Origin of the sequence: Ancylobacter lacus (genome assembly GCF_018390635.1) — a bacterium.
GTDB classification, from domain to species: Bacteria; Pseudomonadota; Alphaproteobacteria; order Rhizobiales; family Xanthobacteraceae; genus Ancylobacter; species Ancylobacter lacus.
This window is the reverse complement of record NZ_JAHBGE010000007.1, coordinates 47,954-65,608: the sequence shown is the minus strand read 5'-3', so window position 1 is coordinate 65,608 and position 17,655 is coordinate 47,954. Positions and strand designations below refer to the sequence as shown.

At 68.2% G+C, this 17,655-nt stretch carries 16 protein-coding genes; all 16 read left to right on the top strand.

Annotated features, from left to right (window positions below):
* Positions 1 to 480: 480 nt before the first annotated feature.
* The 16 genes from KHC27_RS01125 (at position 481) to KHC27_RS01050 (ending at position 17,654) form a co-directional block, all read left to right on the top strand.
* Entirely contained in the window at positions 481 to 1,848 is a 1,368-nt protein-coding gene (locus KHC27_RS01125) for a sensor histidine kinase (RefSeq protein WP_213334019.1), read from the top strand.
* 4 nt (positions 1,849 to 1,852) lie between these two features.
* Positions 1,853 to 2,860, top strand: a complete 1,008-nt coding sequence (locus KHC27_RS01120; RefSeq protein ID WP_213334018.1) for an NADH-quinone oxidoreductase subunit B family protein — start codon at positions 1,853 to 1,855, stop codon at positions 2,858 to 2,860.
* Positions 2,857 to 4,329, top strand: a complete 1,473-nt coding sequence (locus KHC27_RS01115) for a nickel-dependent hydrogenase large subunit (RefSeq protein WP_213334017.1) — start codon at positions 2,857 to 2,859, stop codon at positions 4,327 to 4,329. Before KHC27_RS01120 ends, KHC27_RS01115 begins: the two co-directional genes overlap by 4 nt.
* A gap of 8 nt (positions 4,330 to 4,337) precedes the next feature.
* Positions 4,338 to 6,608 carry a carbamoyltransferase HypF gene (gene hypF / locus KHC27_RS01110; RefSeq protein ID WP_213334016.1) on the top strand — a complete coding sequence of 757 codons (2,271 nt, stop codon included), beginning with the start codon at positions 4,338 to 4,340 and terminating at the stop codon, positions 6,606 to 6,608.
* A 186-nt stretch (positions 6,609 to 6,794) separates the two neighbouring features.
* On the top strand, positions 6,795 to 7,910 hold the full coding sequence (locus tag KHC27_RS01105) for a hydrogenase small subunit (RefSeq protein WP_213334015.1): 1,116 nt from the start codon (positions 6,795 to 6,797) through the stop codon (positions 7,908 to 7,910).
* Positions 7,907 to 9,718 (top strand): nickel-dependent hydrogenase large subunit, encoded by a 1,812-nt coding sequence (locus tag KHC27_RS01100; RefSeq protein WP_213334014.1) that lies wholly within the window; start codon positions 7,907 to 7,909, stop codon positions 9,716 to 9,718. Before KHC27_RS01105 ends, KHC27_RS01100 begins: the two co-directional genes overlap by 4 nt.
* A 13-nt stretch (positions 9,719 to 9,731) precedes the next feature.
* Positions 9,732 to 10,454, top strand: a complete 723-nt coding sequence (gene cybH / locus KHC27_RS01095) for a Ni/Fe-hydrogenase, b-type cytochrome subunit (RefSeq protein WP_213334013.1) — start codon at positions 9,732 to 9,734, stop codon at positions 10,452 to 10,454.
* A 378-nt stretch (positions 10,455 to 10,832) separates the two neighbouring features.
* Positions 10,833 to 11,444 (top strand): HyaD/HybD family hydrogenase maturation endopeptidase, encoded by a 612-nt coding sequence (locus tag KHC27_RS01090; RefSeq protein WP_213334011.1) that lies wholly within the window; start codon positions 10,833 to 10,835, stop codon positions 11,442 to 11,444.
* A 10-nt stretch (positions 11,445 to 11,454) separates the two neighbouring features.
* Entirely contained in the window at positions 11,455 to 11,796 is a 342-nt protein-coding gene (locus tag KHC27_RS01085) for a HypC/HybG/HupF family hydrogenase formation chaperone (RefSeq protein ID WP_213334009.1), read from the top strand.
* Positions 11,793 to 12,194, top strand: a complete 402-nt coding sequence (locus tag KHC27_RS01080; protein ID WP_213334007.1) for a thioredoxin domain-containing protein — start codon at positions 11,793 to 11,795, stop codon at positions 12,192 to 12,194. The genes KHC27_RS01085 and KHC27_RS01080 overlap by 4 nt, the downstream gene beginning before the upstream one ends.
* A gap of 8 nt (positions 12,195 to 12,202) precedes the next feature.
* Positions 12,203 to 13,075: a hydrogenase expression/formation protein gene (locus KHC27_RS01075; protein ID WP_213334005.1), complete on the top strand. Its 873-nt coding sequence runs from the start codon at positions 12,203 to 12,205 to the stop codon at positions 13,073 to 13,075.
* A gap of 9 nt (positions 13,076 to 13,084) precedes the next feature.
* Positions 13,085 to 13,990, top strand: a complete 906-nt coding sequence (gene hybE / locus KHC27_RS01070) for a [NiFe]-hydrogenase assembly chaperone HybE (protein WP_213334003.1) — start codon at positions 13,085 to 13,087, stop codon at positions 13,988 to 13,990.
* The gene (locus KHC27_RS01065; RefSeq protein WP_213334001.1) at positions 13,987 to 14,979 is read left to right on the top strand and encodes a hypothetical protein; all 993 of its coding nucleotides are present in this window, start codon (positions 13,987 to 13,989) and stop codon (positions 14,977 to 14,979) included. The genes hybE and KHC27_RS01065 overlap by 4 nt, the downstream gene beginning before the upstream one ends.
* The gene (gene hypA / locus KHC27_RS01060; RefSeq protein WP_213333997.1) at positions 14,972 to 15,313 is read left to right on the top strand and encodes a hydrogenase maturation nickel metallochaperone HypA; all 342 of its coding nucleotides are present in this window, start codon (positions 14,972 to 14,974) and stop codon (positions 15,311 to 15,313) included. Before KHC27_RS01065 ends, hypA begins: the two co-directional genes overlap by 8 nt.
* Positions 15,313 to 16,185, top strand: a complete 873-nt coding sequence (hypB, locus tag KHC27_RS01055) for a hydrogenase nickel incorporation protein HypB (RefSeq protein ID WP_213333995.1) — start codon at positions 15,313 to 15,315, stop codon at positions 16,183 to 16,185. The genes hypA and hypB overlap by 1 nt, the downstream gene beginning before the upstream one ends.
* Positions 16,182 to 17,654: a sigma-54-dependent transcriptional regulator gene (locus tag KHC27_RS01050; protein WP_213333994.1), complete on the top strand. Its 1,473-nt coding sequence runs from the start codon at positions 16,182 to 16,184 to the stop codon at positions 17,652 to 17,654. Before hypB ends, KHC27_RS01050 begins: the two co-directional genes overlap by 4 nt.
* Position 17,655: the final 1 nt, after the last annotated feature.

The following is a 17,655-nucleotide window of genomic DNA, read 5'->3' as shown; positions in this document are numbered from 1 at the left end:
CCGTCCTGAAGGGCTATTCGTAAATTTCTCCCGCGAAACAAGATTTTATATTCTATTGATATTTATATTGAGCATCGTACAGATAACATCTTGTTTTAATGGCTACTTTTCAACGAATGACCGCAGCATCTTCCATATGTGCTGAATATGATGGAATGAATACATCATTCTTCATAAGAATTGCAATATAAAATAATTGAATATTTGCTCCGAATGAAGGCAATTCTATCATAGATCGAGCAATATCTGAAAAGACGTCGACGTTTCGATGTGCATGGGCCCGATAAGGAGTCGGGGCCGGCCATTCTCGTCGAGGGGCGCCCCCCGATCACGGCATCCTCGCAGCTGAAGGGTGCCGCGCGGGCATATCGAGGCCGGTCCCGGGTTCTGTCGACGATCAGCCGGCGGTGCCGCCTGCCGGCGTTGCCGAACCCGGCGGGCTCGTTCTAGTGTCGCGTCGTCAGCGACATTGAAGATGGCATGTCCAAACAATCCAAGGGCGCGCAAACAGAGCGGGATTTGGCTCTGCCGAACGGGGGGCCGATCGCGCCGTTCGTCGGCCAGACGGACGAGGCGTGGATCGCCGTCATCCAGAAGATGGACGAGACCTACGCCGAACTCGTCGCCCAGCAGGTCGCGCTCGAGCGGAAGAACGCCGAGCTCGAGGAAGCGCAGATCTTCATTGCCGGGCTGATGTCGTCCATGACCGACGTGCTGATCGCCTGCGACCTCGCAGGCCGGATCGAGCAGGTGAACCTGGCCGCCGAGCGTGCCTTTCAGCGCCCGCTGAGCGATCTGAGCCGGCTCGCTCTGCGCGACCTGCTGGCGGCGGATTCGCCTACCTCGTTCGATGACATCCGCGCCATCATCGACCGGCGCGAGCGCATCAGTGACCGCGAACTGACCTTCTCCACGCCGGCCGGCGCACTCCCGGTCTCGGTGAACGGCGCGGTGCGTTTCGATGCGCGCGGCCGGCCGGTGGGCATCGTGCTGGTCGGCCGGCCGATCGGCGAACTGCGCAAGGCCTATAGCGACCTCGCCTCCGCGCATGACCGGCTGAAGCAGGCGCAGCAACAGCTCATCCATTCCGAGAAGATGGCCTCGCTCGGCCGCCTCGTCGCCGGTGTTGCCCATGAGCTGAACAACCCGATCTCCTTCGTCTACGGCAATGCCCACACGCTGCAGCGCTACAGCGACCGGCTGACCGCCTATCTCGCCGCGGTGCATGCCGGCCGGCCCGCTCCGGCGCTGGCCGAACTGCGCGCGGAACTGAAGATCGACAAGACGCTCGCCGATATCGGCGGCACGCTGGACGGCATGCTGGAAGGCGCCGAGCGCGTGCGCGACATCGTCGCGGACCTGCGGCGCTTCTCGTCGGAGCAACGGCCGTCGGCCGATGCCTTCGATATCGCCCCGCTCGCGCGCTCGGCGCTCGACTGGGTGGTCAAGGGGCAGTCGCCGGAGATCGAGGCGCGGATCGACATCCCGGACGGGCTCGCCGCCATCGGCCATTCCGGTCAGATCCACCAGGTGATGATGAACCTGGTGCAGAACGCGCTCGATGCCATGGAGGGCCAGCCGCGCCGCCGGCTCGACATAACGGGCCGCGCGGCGGACGGGCATATCGTGCTGAGCCTGCGCGACACGGGATCGGGCATCGCCGCCGACATGGCTTCGCGCATCTTCGACCCGTTCTTCACCACCAAGCCGGTTGGCAAGGGCACCGGGCTTGGCCTGTCGATAAGCTACCGCATCGTGCAGGAGCATGGCGGCACGCTGGAGGCGGGGAACCATCCCGAAGGCGGGGCGGTCATGACGCTGACCCTGCCGGCGGCGCAGGGAGGGTAGGCCGATGTCGGACGGTTTCAACGTGCTGTGGATTCAGTCGGGCGGCTGCGGCGGCTGCACCATGTCGATGCTGTGCGCCGAGGCGCCCGACCTCGCGACCACGCTGGAAAGCGCCGACATCAGAATGCTCTGGCACCCGACGCTCTCCGAAGAGACGGGAGCGGAGGCGCTTGCGGTGTTCGAGCGCGTCCTTGCCGGCGACATCCGGCTCGATGCGCTGTGCGTCGAGGGGGCGATGCTGCGGGGGCCGAACAATAGCGGACGCTTCCATATCCTCGCCGGCACCGGCGTCCCGACCATCGACTGGGTGCGTCGTCTGGCCGCCGTGGCGCACAACGTCGTCGCGGTCGGCACCTGCGCCGCCTATGGCGGCGTCACCGCCGCCGGCATCAATCCGACCGATGCCTGCGGGCTGCAATATGACGGGCGTCGCGAGGGCGGGGCGCTGGGCGCCGCGTATCGCTCGCGTTCCGGCATGCCGGTCATCAATGTCGCCGGCTGTCCGACGCACCCGAACTGGGTGACGGAGACGCTGATGCTGCTCGCCAGCGGCCTGCTGGATGCGGGCGATCTCGATGTCTACCGGCGTCCGCGGTTCTACGCCGACCACCTCGTCCATCATGGCTGCCCGCGCAACGAGTACTACGAGTACAAGGCGAGCGCGGAGAAGATGTCCGATCTCGGCTGCATGATGGAGCATCTCGGCTGCCTCGGCACCCAGGCCCACGGCGACTGCAACACGCGGCTGTGGAACGGGGAGGGCTCCTGCACACGCGGCGGCTACGCCTGCATCAACTGTACCGCGCCGGAATTCGAGGAGCCGGGCCACGCCTTCGTCGAGACGCCGAAGATCGCCGGCATCCCTGTCGGCCTGCCCACCGACATGCCGAAGGCCTGGTTCGTCGCGCTGTCCTCGCTGGCCAAGGCGGCCACACCCGAGCGGTTGCGGCTGAACGCGACCAGCGACCATGTGGTGGTGCCGCCGGCCGTGCGCGACATCAAGCGCCGATGAGCGCGAACAGCGCGCCGGAGGGCACGACCCGCCTCGTCGTCGGTCCGTTCAACCGGGTCGAGGGCGACCTGGAAGTGCGGCTGGAGGCGGCGCAAGGCAGGGTCGAGGCGGCCTTCGTGTCCTCGCCGCTGTTCCGCGGCTTCGAGCGCCTGTTGGAAGGACGTGATCCGCGCGACGCGCTGGTGATCGCCCCGCGCATCTGCGGCATCTGCTCGGTATCGCAATCGCATGCGGCCGCGCTGGCGCTGGCCGGCGTGCAGGGGCTGGCGCCGACCGAAAACGGGCGGGTGGCGACCAACCTGCTGGTCGCGACCGAGAATGTCGCGGACCACCTCAGCCATTTCCACGTCTTCTTCATGCCGGACTTCGCCCGCGCGCTCTATGCCGACCGGCCATGGTTTCCGCGCGCCGAGGCGCGCTTCAAGGCGGCGCGGGGCACGGCGGTGCGCGCGGCCCTGGAGACCCGCACGACGCTGCTGCACATTCTGGGCCTGCTCGCCGGACGCTGGCCGCACACGCTGGCGATCCAGCCCGGCGGGGTGACGCGCGGGGCGGATTCGCGGGACAAGATGCGGCTCGCGGCGACGCTGCGGGCGGTGCGTGGCGCCCTGGAGGAGCGGCTCTTCGGCGCGAAGCTGGAGCGTGTCGCCGAGCTGGACTCCGTCGCCGCGCTTGAGCGCTGGCGCGCAACGGGGCCGGAGGGCGACTTTCGGCTGTTCCTCGAGATCGCCGCGGACCTCGCGCTGGACAGTCTCGGCCGCGCCTATGACCGTTATCTCAGCTATGGCGCCTATCCCGGCACGGAAGCCCCCCTCTACGCGCGCGGCATCTTCACCGGGGAGGGGCTGGGGGACGTGGACACCTCGGCCATTGCGGAGGATCACACCAACGCGCGGATGGAGGGTCGCACGCGGCCGCATCATCCCTTCGACGGCTCGACCTTTCCCGATGCCGAGGACGACACCGGTTACAGCTGGTGCAAGGCGCCGCGGCTCGGCGGCCTTCCGTTCGAGACCGGCGCCGTCGCCCGGCAGATCGTCGACGGCCATCCGCTGATCCGCGACATGGTGCGGCGCGCCGGAGGCAGCGTACAGGCGCGGGTGGTGGCCCGGCTGGTGGAGACGGCGCGAACCTTGATCGCCATGGAAGGCTGGGTCCATGCCCTGCGGCCCGGCGAACGCTGGTGCGCACAAGGGTCCATGCCGGGCCACGGCCGCGCGGCGGGCCTCACCGAGGCCGCCCGCGGCGCGCTGGGCCATTGGCTGCGGGTGGAGAATGGCCGCATCGCCGGCTATCAGATCATCGCGCCGACCACCTGGAATTTCTCCCCGCGCGACGCGGCCGGGGTGCCGGGGCCGCTCGAACTCGCGCTGGTCGGCGCGCCGATCCGGCCGGGCGAGTCGACGCCGGTGGCGGTGCAGCACATCGTGCGCTCCTTCGATCCCTGCATGGTCTGCACGGTGCATTGAGCGACGACATGCCCACCGAGGAGATCATCGTCCGCGGCGTCGTGCAGGGCGTGGGTTTTCGTCCCTTCGTGTGGCGGCTGGCGCAGCGCCTTGGAATTGACGGCGCGGTCAGCAATCGCGGTGATGCCGTCGTCATCGTGGCGTCGGGCACACCGGCGGCGCTGGAGGCGCTGGTCCACGCGCTGAGGGCGGAAGCCCCGCCGCTCGCACAGGTTGACAGCGTCAGCCGCGAGATCGTCCGGCCTTTCGCGGGGCACGGCTTTGCCATAGCCGCGAGCGCTCCGGGCACGGTGTCCGTCGGCGTGGTGGCGGATATCGCGACCTGCCCCGCCTGCCTCGCCGAGATGCGCGATCCTGACGCCCGCCGCCATCGCTACGCCTTCACCAACTGCACCGATTGCGGACCGCGCTTCTCCATCGTCGAGGGGCTGCCCTATGATCGCGCCACCACCACCATGCGCGGTTTCGCGATGTGTCCGGACTGCCGGGCGGAATACGAAAACCCCGCCGACCGGCGTTTCCACGCCCAGCCCATCGCCTGTCCCGCCTGCGGGCCTCGCCTCGTGCCGGACGGTGACGACGATCCCATTCTCGCCGCGGCGGCCCGGCTGGAGCGTGGTGAGATTCTCGCCATCAAGGGCATTGGCGGTTTTCACATAGCCTGCGACGCCACCAACGCGGCAAGCGTGGCGGAGCTGCGCGCCCGCAAGTCCCGTCCCGCAAAGCCGCTGGCCGTCATGGTCCGCGATCGCGCCATGCTGGAGGCGCTGTGCGAGGTGAGCGCGGCCGAGCATGCCGCCCTTGCCCGGCCCTCCGCTCCCATCGTGCTGCTGCGGATGCACCCTGGTGCCGCGATCGCGCCCTCGGTCGCCCCCGGCCAGAACCGGCTCGGCGCGATGCTGCCCTATACGCCGCTGCATCACCGGCTGATGGAGGCCATGGGCCGGCCGCTGGTCATGACGAGCGGCAACCGTTCCAGCGAGCCGCAGATCTTTCGCGACGCTGACGCCTTGTCCGGCCTGGCGGGCATCGTCGACGCCTTCCTCACCCATGACCGTCCCATCGCTCGGCGGCTCGATGACAGCGTCGTGCAGGTCGCTGCCGGCCGTCTGCAGGTGATGCGACGCGGACGCGGACTGGCGCCTGTCCCTCGTGATCTGCCGTCCGGCTTCGCCAGCGCCCCGCCCGTGCTGGCGATGGGTGGCGACCTGAAGAGCGCCATATGCCTCACCCTCGGCGGGAAGTCGCTGCTCTCCCATCATCTCGGCGATCTTGAGGAGCCGGCGACGCAGGACGAGTTCGAACGGGCACTGGCCGATCACGCGGCCCTGTTTGCGCACCAGCCCGCCGCCATCGCCATCGACCTGCACCCCGGCTACCGCCCCAGCCGGATCGGTGCGGAGATGGCCGCCGAGCGGGGCCTGCCGCTGATCGCCATCCAGCACCATCACGCCCATATCGCCGCGACCATGGCGGAGCACGGTTGGCCGCTCGACGGCGGCCGCGTGATCGGGGTGGCGCTCGACGGGCTGGGGCTCGGCGAGGACGGCGCGATCTGGGGCGCGGAAATCCTGCTCTGCGACTATCGCGGCAGCCGGCGGCTCGCGGGCCTGCAGCCGATCCCGCTGGCCGGGGGAGACGCGGCGAGCCGTGAGCCGTGGCGCGTGCTGCTGGCCCATCTCGATGCCGTGCTCGGCCCGGACGAAACGCCCGGCGACCTGTTCGAGGGGCTTCCCGCCGCGACGCTGCGTATCATGATCGCGCGTGGCCTGAACGCGCCGCTGGCGAGTTCCGCCGGCCGGCTGTTCGACGCCATGGCGGCGCTGCTCGGCCTCGCGCCGGCGCGGCTCGGCTTCGAGGGGCAAGCGGCGATGGCGCTGCAGGCGGCGGCGGAGACGGCGCCGGATCCGCAGCCGCCCTATCCCTTCGCTACGCGGACGAGGAACGGCCTGATCGCGATCGATCCCGCGCCGATGTGGCGGGCGGCCTTGGCCGACCGGGCGGCGGGCACGGACGTCGCGCTGATCGCCCGGCGCTTTCACGAGGGCGTGGCAGCGGTCTTCGTCAACCTCGCGGCGTCGCTGGCGGCGGAACATGGAGTCCGCGCGGCCGCGCTCTCCGGCGGCGTGTTCCAGAACACGCTGCTGCTCGAAAGTGTCGCCGCGGGGCTCGCGCGTGGCGGCCTGGAGGTCCTGCTCCCCGAACAGGTGCCGGCCAATGATGGCGGGCTCGCCTTCGGTCAGGCGGCGGTCGCGGCGGCGCGGCTCCTGCCGGTCTGAACGGGCGGAAAGCAGCTTTCCGCCTGCATTGGAAAGCGCATGTCCGGCTTCCGGCCGCGGCTCCCTTAATTTCGATCAAGTCATTGTTTTTATTGTATTTTTAGTGATGGCACGAGCGTTGCTGGACATCTTCTCCAGCCGGCCGCCTCGACGCGCCCGGCCTTCGACAATCTGGAGGGAGGTCGCATGCAAGGGCTCGAAACATTCTACGAGGTGATGCGGCGGCAGGGCATCACCCGCCGCTCGTTCCTGAAGTACTGTTCGCTCACCGCCGCCGCGCTGGGGCTGGGGCCGGAATTCGTGCCGCAGATCGCCCATGCCATGGAGACCAAGCCGCGCACGCCGGTGCTGTGGCTGCACGGGCTGGAATGCACCTGCTGCTCGGAGAGCTTCATCCGCTCGGCGCATCCGCTGGCGAAGGATGTCGTTCTGTCGATGATCTCGCTCGACTACGACGACACGCTGATGGCCTCCGCTGGCCACCAGGCGGAAGCGATCCTCCATGAGGTGATGGAGACGTACAAGGGCAACTACATCCTCGCGGTGGAGGGAAATCCGCCGCTGAACGAAGACGGCATGTTCTGCATCGTCGGCGGCAAGCCCTTCCTCGACCAGCTGCGCTTCGTGGCGAAGGACGCCAAGGCGATCATCTCCTGGGGCTCCTGTGCCTCGCATGGCTGCGTGCAGGCGGCGCGGCCGAACCCGACGCGGGCGACGCCCGTGCACGAGGTCATCACCGACAAGCCGATCATCAAGGTGCCGGGCTGTCCGCCCATCGCGGAGGTGATGACCGGTGTCATCACCTACATGCTGACCTTCGACCGCATTCCCGAACTCGACCGGCAGGGCCGGCCGAAGATGTTCTATTCCCAGCGCATTCACGACAAATGCTACCGCCGGCCTCATTTCGACGCCGGGCAGTTTGTCGAGGCCTTCGACGACGAGGGCGCGCGCAAGGGCTACTGCCTCTACAAGGTGGGCTGCAAGGGACCGACCACCTACAATGCCTGCTCCACCGTCCGCTGGAACGACGGCACGTCCTTCCCGATCCAGGCCGGCCATGGCTGCATCGGCTGTTCGGAAGACGGCTTCTGGGACCGAGGCTCCTGGTATGCGCGCCTCACCGACCTGCATGGGGTCGGCTTCGGCATCGAGGCCAATGCCGACAAGGTCGGCCTGACCGCCGCCGGTGTGGTCGGTGGCGCGGTTGCGGTGCATGCCGCGATCAGCGCGCTCAAGCGCGCCCAGCACAAGGAAGATAACGGCTCCAACGGTTCGAGCCGCACGGGAGACGCGGCATGACCCTCCAGACACCGAACGGCTTCAGCCTCGACACCTCCGGCAAGCGCATCGTGGTGGACCCTGTGACCCGCATTGAGGGGCACATGCGATGCGAGGTGAATGTCGATTCCAACAACGTCATCCGCAATGCCGTCTCCACCGGCACCATGTGGCGCGGACTGGAAGTGATCCTGAAAGGACGGGACCCACGCGACGCCTGGGCCTTCGTCGAGCGCATCTGCGGCGTCTGTACCGGCTGCCACGCCCTGGCCTCGGTGCGCGCTGTGGAGGACGCGCTGGACATCAAGATCCCCTACAATGCCCACCTGATCCGCGAGATCATGGCGAAGGTGCTGCAATGGCACGACCATGTCGTGCATTTCTACCACCTGCATGCGCTCGACTGGGTGAACCCGGTCAATGCGCTGAAGGCCGATCCGAAGGCGACCTCGCAGCTTCAGCAGATGGTCGGGCCGGATCATCCGATGTCGAGCCCCGGTTATTTCCGCGACATCCAGAACCGCCTGAAGAAATTCGTCGAGAGCGGCCAGCTCGGCCTGTTCAAGAACGGCTACTGGGACAACCCGGCCTACAAGCTGCCGCCCGAGGCGGACCTGATGGCGGTGGCGCATTATCTGGAGGCACTCGATTTCCAGAAGGAGATCGTGAAGGTCCACACCATCTTCGGCGGCAAGAACCCCCACCCGAACTACATGGTGGGCGGCGTTCCCTGCGCCATCAACATGGACGGCAACATGGCAGCGGGTGCTCCGCTGAACATGGAGCGGCTGAACTTCGTCCATCAGCGCCTGACCGAGGCCTATGCGTTCTCCAAGAACGTCTATGTGCCGGACGTCATCGCCATCGCCTCCTTCTACAAGGACTGGCTCTATGGCGGCGGGCTCTCGGCCACCAATGTCATGGACTACGGCGATTACGAGCTGGTGCCGGGCGACAAGAAGACCGACCAGCTGCCGGGCGGCGTGATCCTCAACGGCAATTGGGACGAGGTTCTTCCCATCGATCCGCGCGATCCCGAGCAGGTGCAGGAATTCGTGGCCCATAGCTGGTACAGCTATGGCGACGAAACCCGGGGGCTGCATCCCTGGGACGGTGTCACCGAGCCGAAATTCCAGCTTGGCCCGAAGACGGTCGGTACAAGGACGGATATCCGCGAACTGGACGAGGCGGCGAAATACTCCTGGATCAAGGCGCCGCGCTGGCGGGGCCATGCGGTGGAGGTGGGCCCGCTCGCGCGCTACATCCTCGCCTGGGGCCACAACGTCACCTTCGTGAAGGACCAGATCAACGACGCGGTCGGTCGGTTCAACACGCTTGCAGGCACGAGTCTTACGCCCAAGCAGGCTCTGCCCTCGACCATCGGCCGCACGCTCGCCCGCGCGCTCGAGGCGCATTATTGCGCCAAGATGATGCTGGACGATTTCGAACGACTGATCGGCAATATCAAGGCCGGCGACAGCTCCACCGCCAATGTCGAGAAATGGGACCCGGCCACCTGGCCGAAGGAGGCCAAGGGCGTCGGCACCGTGGCGGCGCCGCGTGGCGGCAATGCGCACTGGATCAAGATCCGGGACGGGCGGATCGAGAATTACCAGTGCGTCGTTCCCACCACCTGGAACGGAGGACCGCGCGACCCGCAGGGCAATATCGGCGCCTTCGAGGCCTCGCTCATGAACACACCGATGGAGCGCCCGGAAGAGCCGGTCGAGATCCTGCGCACGCTGCATTCCTTCGATCCGTGCCTTGCCTGCTCGACGCATGTGATCGCGCCGGGCGGCGAGGAAATGGCGCGCGTGACGGTGCGTTGAGGAGGGATGCGACATGGCCAGCCTCGACCACACGCCCGCTGACGCCGGCGCCGAACGGCCCAGCCGGGTGACCGCCGTCTATGTCTATGAAGCGCCGGTGCGCCTCTGGCACTGGATCAACGCGCTCGCCATCACCGTTCTCACCGTCACCGGCTATCTGATCGGCACGCCGCTGCCGACGATGTCGGGCGAGCCGAGCGCGCATTATGTGATGGGAACGATCCGCTTCCTGCACTTCGCCGCCGGCTACATCTTCGCCGTCGGCTTCATCTTCCGAATCTACTGGGCCTTCGTCGGCAATCACCACGCGCGGCAGCTGTTCGTGCTGCCCTTCTGGCGCCGCTCCTTCTGGGCGGGGCTGATCGACGAGGCCGAGTGGTATCTGTTCATGAAGAGCCGGCCGAAGAAGTATATCGGCCACAACCCGCTGGCGCAGTTCGCCATGTTCTGGGCGATCGGCCTCGGGTCGGTGTTCATGATCGTGACCGGCTTCGCGCTCTATTCGGAAGGCGCCGGGCCGGGAAGCTGGCAGGACCACCTCTTCGGCTGGGTGATCCCGCTGATGGGGGGCAGCATGGCGCTGCACACCTGGCATCATCTGGGCATGTGGGCCATCGTGATCTTCGTGATGATCCATGTCTACGCGGCGATCCGCGAGGACATCATGTCCCGGCAGTCCATGGTGTCGACCATGATCTCGGGCACGCGCACCTTCAAGGATGACGACCCGGACTAGTCCGGTCCGGCGCGCGGGGTGGCGTGCGGTCGCGATGCAGCCCCGTGCTTATCGAAATCCGGCGGGAGCCGTCCGCCGGAAGGAGGTCCGGTTCTCGTGACCGCGGCCGGCCAGGGGGAGTGGCCGTATGGGGCGCGACGTCGGTCGCGCCCCTTTTTTATGTGATAAGAACCTATCCGTTTTAGCGGCCAAATGGACACTATCTTTCCAGCCGTCCGGAGACGCGCAAGGTCGCTGTGTGGATTCCATTATATTTATCAATGAGATGACAATCTATCGCCATCTGGCACGAGACTTGATCTAAGAACAGTTCGAAACGAAGCGGCAGCAGACCGCTCGGCGAATATGTCAGGGAAGAACGTGCCAGGAGGGCGTCGCATGAGCGACGAACGCATTCTCGTGCTCGGGATCGGCAACATCTTGTGGGCCGATGAAGGCTTCGGCGTCCGCGTGGTCGAGGAGCTGGAGGCCCGCTACGAACTGCCTGATCATGTCAGGGCCCTCGATGGCGGCACGCAGGGGCTCTACCTCCTGCCTTATCTGGAGGAGGCCGATGCCGTCATCATCGTCGATGCCATCGACTACGGCCTGCTGCCCGCATCGCTGAAGCTGCTGCGCGACGAGGAGGTGCCCGCCATACTCGGCGCCCGCAAGGTGAGCCTGCACCAGACCGGCTTCCAGGAGGTGCTGGCGCTGCTGCGGTTCCGCGGCTGCGCGCCGTCCCGGCTGTGGCTGGTCGGCGTTCAGCCCGAGCGGCTCGACGATTATGGCGGCGGCCTCACGGAGGCCATCGCGGCGCAGGTGGAGCCGGCGCTGGCGCTGGTGATCGACCTGCTCACCACCGAATTCGGGGTGACGGTGGGCCGGCGCCGTTTTGCAGCCGGTTTCACCGCGCCGGCCATCAGCCGCGCGAAATATGAGGCCGAACGACCGGCGGCCGAGGAGGCGTGCCGCATCGGCGATGCCCGCGTCCTCGCCGGCTGGCGATAGGAGCGGCGCCATGTGCCTGGGAATTCCCATGGAGATCGTCAGCCGGGATGGCCATGCCGCGCTGTGCCGGGTGGATGGGGAGGTTCACCTCATCGATCTCTCGCTGCTGCCGGAGGCGCGGCCGGGCGACCATGTCCTGACCTTCCTCGGCACGGGCCGCCGGCTGCTCGATGCGCAGGAAGCGCGCCTCATCGCCCACGCGCTGGAGGCCGTCGCTGCGGCGATGAACGGCCTGCCGGCGGACATTGAGCACGCCTTCGCCGACCTCATCGGCCGCGAGCCGGCCCTGCCCGCCCATCTGCGCCCACTTCTTCCGCCCCGCTCGCCCGCCCGCCTGGAGTCCGACGCATGACCTCCGAAACGCTCCACCCGCTGGTCGCCCGCCTGACCACCGCGCATGGCTACCCCCTTCTCGACAGCGAGGAAGAGGCGGCGGCCCGGCTTCCGGCCGGCGACAGCCTGCTGTTCCTGCCGGCCCACGGAAAGGGGCACATGGAGACGCCGGACATTGCCGCCGTGCTGCCCGAGCTGGTCGGCGCGCTGGCCGGCTCATCCGGCATGGCCGGCGCCGTCGCCGGACCGGCCTATGAAAAGCTGCTGCGCGAGCAGCTCGGCGGCATCGCGCTTCCCGCCATCGTCGTGGTGCGAGGTGGCCATCCACTCGGCTCGCTGTCGCGCATGCGGGACTGGGACGAGTTCCTCGAGCGCCTCACCGCCATTCTCACCCGCCCCGCCGCCGCCAGCCATTGAGGTCCGCCATGTCGTCCATTCCCTTCGCGACGATGCCGCCGATCGGCTACGGGCCGGGCAGCCAGCCGGACGACGGTGTCGACGGGCTCGCCTATCTGCCCATGCCCTCCGGCATGCGCGTTTTCGAAGCGCATCTGCCCGAGATCGAAGACCCCGCACGCGTCGCGGCGGCGCTGGCGACGCTGGAGGATGTCCGCGCGGCGCTGGCGGGCTGGATGGCGGGGGGCTCGACCACGGTGAGCGTTGGCCATCTCGACCCCGCCAACCGGGCCCTCGTCGACGAGACGCTCGGCGAGGGCGAGGTCGCCATCGTGGTTGAGGCTCCCGGCGAGCGCATCGAGATACAGGAGGCGACCTGCGCGGGCGTCTGGCGCGTGCGGGCAATCACGGCGGGGGCCGGCAAGGAGCCGGCCGTGCGCGAGCGCATCGAAGTCGCCGCCTTCCCGCGCGGGGCCCTGCTGCGGGCCTTTCCGCGGGAATGGCCGGTGGATCTCGATCCGGCGAGCCTGGCGCGGCCGGGTGTGGTCAATGCCCCCGCCATCCTGACGGAGATCGTCCACAAGAGCCGTGAGCACGGCGCGGACAGGATGCCCCATGTGGTCAATCTCAGCCTGCTGCCGCACACACCGGAAGACCTCGCGCTGATCGAGTCCTGTCTGGGACGGGGCGGCATCACCATCCTGTCCCGCGGCTACGGCAATTGCCGGATCGAGGCCACCGCCACCGCCCGCGTCTGGCGGGTGCGCTATTACAACTCTGCCGACACGCTGATCCTCGATACGTTCGAAGTCACGGAGGTGCCCGAGGTGGCCTGCGCCGCCGCCGAGGACATCGCCGACTCAGCGGCGCGCCTTGCCGACATTCTCGCGGCGCTGCGCTAGGAGCCTGTCATGCTCACCCGGCGTTTCGAAGGTTCGTTCCTCGGCGACACCGCCCGGCTTCCCCCCGGCGCGGTGCTGGAATGCAAGATCTGCTGGCACGTCTACGACCCGGCGGAGGGCTGCGAGCACTGGCAGGTGCCGCCGGGCACCGCCTTTGCCGATCTTCCCGAGGACTGGCGCTGCCCCCGCTGCGACGGTGCGCGCGACCAGTTCATGGTGATCGACGCGCGCGGTGGGGTCGGCTTCTCCGGTCATGTCGTCGCCCCCGAGCCGGATGCCGCCGCACAGCGGCTGAACGCGCTGGCGGCCGAGCTGCCAAAGCGGCTGGAGGCGGCATTCCGGGAAATCCACATCGGCCAGATGCGCGGCGTGCCCCTCCTCAACGAGACGCTGGAGGTCAAGGCCGTCGGCTTCCGGGTTCACGAGGGCCGGGTGCTCGGCATGCTCATCACCCCCTGGTTCATGAACATCGTGCTCGCGCCCGGACCCGGGGAGGACTGGTCGGCACTGGTACCCGGGACGAAGGAACGGATCGCCTTTCCCTCCGGCGATTACGAGTTCGTCGGCGCCAACCGGCCGGAGACCGGACCCTACCGGGCGTGCTCGCTGTTCTCGCCGATGTTCGATTTCACCTCGATGCTGCAGGCGACCGAGACCGCCCGCGCCGCGCTCGCCGCTCTGTTCGACCCGGCCAACCGGGAGGAGGGGGACCGTTCCGGCGATATCCGCCGGGCGCGCGAAGAGGCCATACGTGGGCAGGCTCAACCCGACGCCATCGCTCCCGGTGCCGGGGCGCCCCGCGGAGAGGTGGGCGGCGTTGCCGCGCGCTCCGACGCCCCCACGCGGCGCGCGCTCATCTTCGGTGTCGGGCTCGCTTCCGATGGCGCGGCCACGCGGGAGAGCGCGGGCTCATGATCGGGACCCTCGATATCGCGCTGGATTCCGGTGGCCACCGTCCGGTGTGGCGGGCGACGGTCAAGCAGGCGTCGAATCCGGTCGTGTGGCTGGTCGGGCGGCCGGCGGACGAGGCGGCTATGCTCATCCCGCGCGTGTTCAACCTCTGCGCGAGCGCCCATGCGGAGGCGGCGCGCCGTGCGCTCGGGCTGCCGCCCGGTCCGGACGCGGACGCGTCCGCCCGCCAGGAGCGGCTGCGCGACCATGCGGTGGCCGTGTTCTGCGACTGGCCGGTCCTCCTCGGCGGCGCGGCGGATCGCGAGGCCCTCAAGGGCCTGGCGGGGGGCTTGCCGGATACGATGCGGGCCTTGCGGCGGCACCTTCTGGGCGACGAAACCGATCTGGTGGGTGGTGGCGTGCGGACACTGGAGCGTTGGCTGAGCCAAGGTGCTACCCCCACGGCGCGCCTGCTCGCCCGGCTGCATGGCCTGCTCGATCCCGCCTGGGGGCGGGCCGAGCTGCCGGTGCCGGAGCCTGCCGACATCGTCGCGTCGCTGGAGACCGGCCGCGCGCCCGAGCCGCGCGAGACCACGGCGGCCGACCTGTGGCGGGGCACGCCGCTTTTTTCGGAGTTGACGGCGCGCGAGGGCATGAGCCTGTTCGTGCGGATGCTGGCGCGCCTGATAGACCTTGTCGCCTGCCTCGATGCCACGGGGGCACTACCGGGTGCGTGCCCCCGTGTGCCGGCCGCCGGTATCGGCCTTGTGCGTGCCGCCCGCGGGCTGCTGGCGCACCGGGCGACGGTCAGCGCCGGTGTCGTGACCGACTACCGCGTCCTCTCCCCCAGCGCCTGGAACCTCGCGGAAGGCGGCTTGCTGGGGCGCATGCTCGCGGCCCTGCCGCTCGGCGACCGAAACCCTATGCTGGCGCGGCTCGTCCTCACCTGCGTCAATCCGTGTGTGCCGGTGCGGCTGCGTGCGGGAGCGGCGGAGGTGATGGCCCATGCATGAGATGGCGCTGTGCGAAAGTCTGCTCGACTCGCTGCGGGAGGCCGCTCGCGAGCATGGCTTCACCCGGGTGACCAAGGTGCGGCTTGCGGTCGGTGCCTTCGCCGGGGTGGAGGTCGAGGCGCTTCGCTTCGGTTTCGACGTGGTTATGCGGGGCTCACTGGCCGACGGCGCGGAACTCGACATCCTCGGCGAGCCGGGCACCGCCTGGTGTTTTGACTGCGGAACCACCGTCGAGCTTGCCGACCGGCTGGCTCCCTGTCCGGGCTGCGGAGGGGAGAGGCTGCGAGCGAATGGCGGTACCGACATGCGGATCAGGAATCTGGAGGTGGTTTGATGTGCGTCTCATGCGGCTGCGGATCCCACGATGTCACCATATCCGGCGCGCATGGCGAGCATCGCCACCATGCGCATGGCCACGATCATTCCCACGTCCACGGTGACGAGCATCATCATCACGGCGAAGGCGCCGGGACCGATGCCACGCGCACGGTCGAGATCGAGCGCGGCATCCTGGCCAAGAATGACGCCTACGCCGCGCGCAATCGCGCCCGCCTGAACGCCGGCGGCATCGTCGCGCTCAATCTTCTGGCAGGGCCGGGTGCCGGGAAGACGACGTTGCTGGTCGAGACATTGCGTATCCTCGGTGCGCGCGTGCCGGCCGCCGTGATCGAGGGCGACCAGCAGACCGCCAACGACGCCGAGCGCATCCGCGCCACCGGCACGCCCGCCGTGCAGATCAACACCGGCAAGGGCTGCCATCTCGACGCGCACATGGTCGGGCATGCGCTGGACGAACTGCCCCTGCCGCCCGGCGGCCTGCTGTTCATCGAGAATGTCGGCAACCTCGTCTGCCCCGCCGCCTTCGATCTCGGCGAGGAGGTGCGGGTGACGCTGCTCTCGGTCACCGAAGGTGAAGACAAGCCGCTGAAATACCCGGATATCTTCCAATCGGCCGATCTCGTCCTGCTCACCAAGACGGACCTGCTGCCCCATCTCGACGTCGACATCGACGCGATGGAGCGCAACATCGCGCGGATCAATCCCGTGGCGCCGGTCCTCCATGTCAGCACCAAGACGGGCGGCATCGGCCTCGCCGCCTGGCTCGGCTGGCTCGGCGACATCCGGCGCCGGCGGCTCGACGGCCTCGCGGCGGCTGCGGAAAGCCGGGCCAAATCCCTGCGCGCCGCGGCGGAGGCACTGCCGTGAGCCAGACGCTTCCCGGCATTCTCGTCGTCGACGACGAGCCGCGGTCGGCCGAAGTGATCGCCCGCGTGCTCGGCGAGGATTTCGTTGTCCACACCGCCCTGCGGGCTTCCGGTGCGCTGGAGATTCTCGAAAAGGAGTGGATTCAGGTCATCTTCTGCGACCAGCGCATGCCCGAGCGATCAGGGGTCGACCTGCTCACCGAGGTTCGCCGGCGCTGGCCGGACGTCGTACGCATCATCGTCACCGGCTACACCGACCCGCAGGACATGATCGGCGCCATCAACGAGGCTGGAATCTACCAGTTCATCACCAAGCCGTGGCACCCCGACCAGCTCCTGCTGGCGGCGCAGGGAGCCGCACGGCTCTACCATCTCCAGCGCGAACACGACCGGCTTTCGCTGGAGCTCAAGCTCGCCGTGCCCGCGGCCGAAGTCCGCTTCGCCGAGCAGCACGAACGCGTGCTGCGCAGCTATCATTTCGATGCGCTGGTGCGCGCGCCGGGCAGCCCGCTGGACGAGGTCTGCCGCCGGGCTGCGCAGGTCGCGGCCTTCGACATACCGGTATTGGTGCTGGGAGAGACGGGCACCGGCAAGGAATTGCTGGCTCGCGCCATCCATTATTCGAGCCTGCGCTCCGAGCGTCCGTTCTTCGCGGTGAACTGCGGCGCCATCCCGGACGAACTGCTCGAATCCGAACTGTTCGGTCACCGGAAGGGCTCCTTCACCGGCGCTTATGCCAACCGCATCGGCCTGCTCGATCAGGCCGATGGCGGCACCGTCCTGCTCGATGAGATCGGCGACGTCTCGCCCGCTTTCCAGGTCAAGCTGCTGCGCTTCCTGCAAGAGGGGGAGATCCGGCCGGTCGGCGCCAACGAGACCAGGCGCGTCGATGTCCGCGTGGTCGCCGCCACGCACCGCGACCTCGCCGCCGAGGTGAAGGCCGGCCGCTTCCGGGAGGATCTGTATTACCGGTTGTCCGCCATGGTGCTGACGCTGCCGCCGCTGCGCGAGCGCCGGGGCGACCTGCCGGTGCTCGCCCTGCGTCTCCTCGACAGCCTGTCGGGCACACATGGGAAGCGCACCAAAGGCTTCACCGAGGAAGCGCTGGCGTGCATCAAGGCCTATGACTGGCCCGGCAACGTGCGCGAACTGCAGAACGAGCTCACCCGCATGCTGGTGCTGGGGGGCGGCGAGCGGCTGGGAGCCGACCTTCTGTCGCCTCATGTGCTGCGCGGAGCCTCGGCCTCCGCCGCCGAGACAGCGCCGTCCGATCTCGCGATCCGCGACACCGGTCCGCTCAAGGACCGCATCGAGCGGATGGAGGCCTTGATCCTGATGGAAACGTTGCTGCGCTGCCGCTGGAACAAGAGCCGCGCGGCCGAAGAACTCGGCCTGTCCCGCGTCGGGCTGCGCGCCAAGCTCGACCGTTACGGCATTGCCCGCGACGGCACTTTCGGCCGCAGCCACTAAG